Origin of the sequence: Crystallibacter permensis, from assembly GCF_025960875.1 — a bacterium.
GTDB lineage: Bacteria > Actinomycetota > Actinomycetes > Actinomycetales > Micrococcaceae > Crystallibacter > Crystallibacter permensis.
On sequence record NZ_JAODLR010000058.1, the window covers coordinates 1 to 1,745 of the forward strand.

A 1,745-nucleotide genomic window follows, 5' to 3' on the forward strand; every position below is an offset into this window, starting at 1 on the left:
CTAGGAGCGTGGGTCAATAGCGTTTTATCGGATCCGAAAGTGATTGTTCCTTGATCGGTTGGATGTGAAGTCTGTGCTGCGACTTCGGGGCTCGATGCCGGCGGGTCTTCGCCGGACGGGCTGGACATAGGTGCGGGATAGCCGGGGACGTGCCCGCGGCTGTCTTTATGCCAGGGCCGGGGCGGCTGCCTGGGCATCGGCGCGGAATTTGAAGAGTTTGAGCAGGTTGTGGCAGCCGGCGATCAGGTTCCATTCCTGTCTGGCCTGCTCGAGTCCGCGCAGGAGCACGTGTTTGCCCTGCCGGGTGTGGATCTGACCGAAGACCGGTTCGATGATCGCTTTACGCCTGGCGTAGACCGCCTTGCCCCTCTTTGTCTTGAGTTTGCGTGCCATGCGTTCTTTGGCCGTGGCGTTGTTGGGGATCCGCCCGCGGGGCGCGTCCTGGACCTGTTCGCCGTGTTTGAGCCGGCCGGTCGCGATGAAGAACTCGGTGGAGCCGTCATTGTCGGCTTCGATCTGCCGGACGTGTTCGAGGTTCCCGGCCGAGCAGTACCCGGCGTCGATGGTCCATTGGGAGGGCAGCTGTCCGAGGGTTTCAGCGGTGTTTTCGATCATCGGGGCCAGTTGCTGCACGTCGACCGCGGTGTTGTTCAGTTCGTTGGTCACGATGACCTGGTGGTCCGCGTCGACCACGGCCTGGCCGGTGTAGCAGTAGTGGTAGGAGCCGTCGGCGGTCTTCATGATCCTGGCATCCGGGTCGGTGAAATTCCGCTGCGCGGTCGGTTTCACTGCCGCTTCGGCCGCGGCTTCGGCGCCCTTGGCTGCCACAGTGTCGTCGTCGTCGCCGCGGTCCCGGGCTTTGCGTTCGGCTTCCTTGCGGGCCTTGTCCGCGGCTTCTTCTTCGAGCTGTTTGCGGGCCGCGGCCATCTTCGCCAGCCTCGACGTCTTCTCGGCCAGTTCCGCCGGCAGTTCATCGCCGCGCTTGTCCTTGCCGTACCGGGCGTCCTCGGACGCGTCGGTGGCCTCGGCGTCGGCGAGCAGGTCGGAGACCTCCTGGGCGAGGACCTTCTGCTTCTCCGTCAGCCTGGCGTAGCTCATGGCCTTGCGCCTGGACGCGTTGGCCCGCACCTTCGTCCCGTCCAGGGCCACCCGGCCCAGGGAGACCATGCCCGCGGCCCGGCAGAGCTCCAAAGCCTGCAGGAACACGTTCCCCAGCACGGACAGGTGGCGCTTGCGGAACCGGCCGATGGACCGGAAATCCGGGGCCTGCTGGGCCGCGAGCCAGCGGAACGCGACCACGTCCACGCAGGCCCGTTCAAGCTCCCGGGAGGAACGCACGCCGGTGCAGTACCCGTAGAGCAGGATCCTCACCATCAGCCGCGGATCATACGGAGGCTGGCCTTTCGTCTTCGCGTACGAGTCATAGAACCGGGACAAATCCAGCTCCTCGGCGACCAGATCAGCGATGAACCGGGCCAGATGGTTGTCCGGCAGCCACTCATCCAGCGACGGCGGCACCAGCATCACCGCGTCAGGATCAAACGGCTTGAACCGCTTGTTCACGCCCGCACCGGCCTCCACTACGTCCCCGCCGGCAGGCTCAACCCGCTCCACGAGTCTTTCATCGAACAAACCGTCCTGGGCATCAGAATCCATACCCACGATTCTTCCAGCCACCGATCCCGGAACCCGGTAATTCACCCGGCGTTTTAAACCACCGGCCGGCTAATGACCCACGCTCCTAG

The 1,745-nt window shown here is 64.8% G+C and carries 1 protein-coding gene; it reads right to left on the reverse strand.

Annotation, left to right across the window (positions count from 1 at the left end):
• Positions 1-165: 165 nt before the first annotated feature.
• Entirely contained in the window at positions 166-1,563 is a 1,398-nt protein-coding gene (locus tag B0G38_RS23130) for an IS1182 family transposase (protein ID WP_461610113.1), read from the reverse strand.
• Between the last annotated feature and the right edge of the window lie 182 nt (positions 1,564-1,745).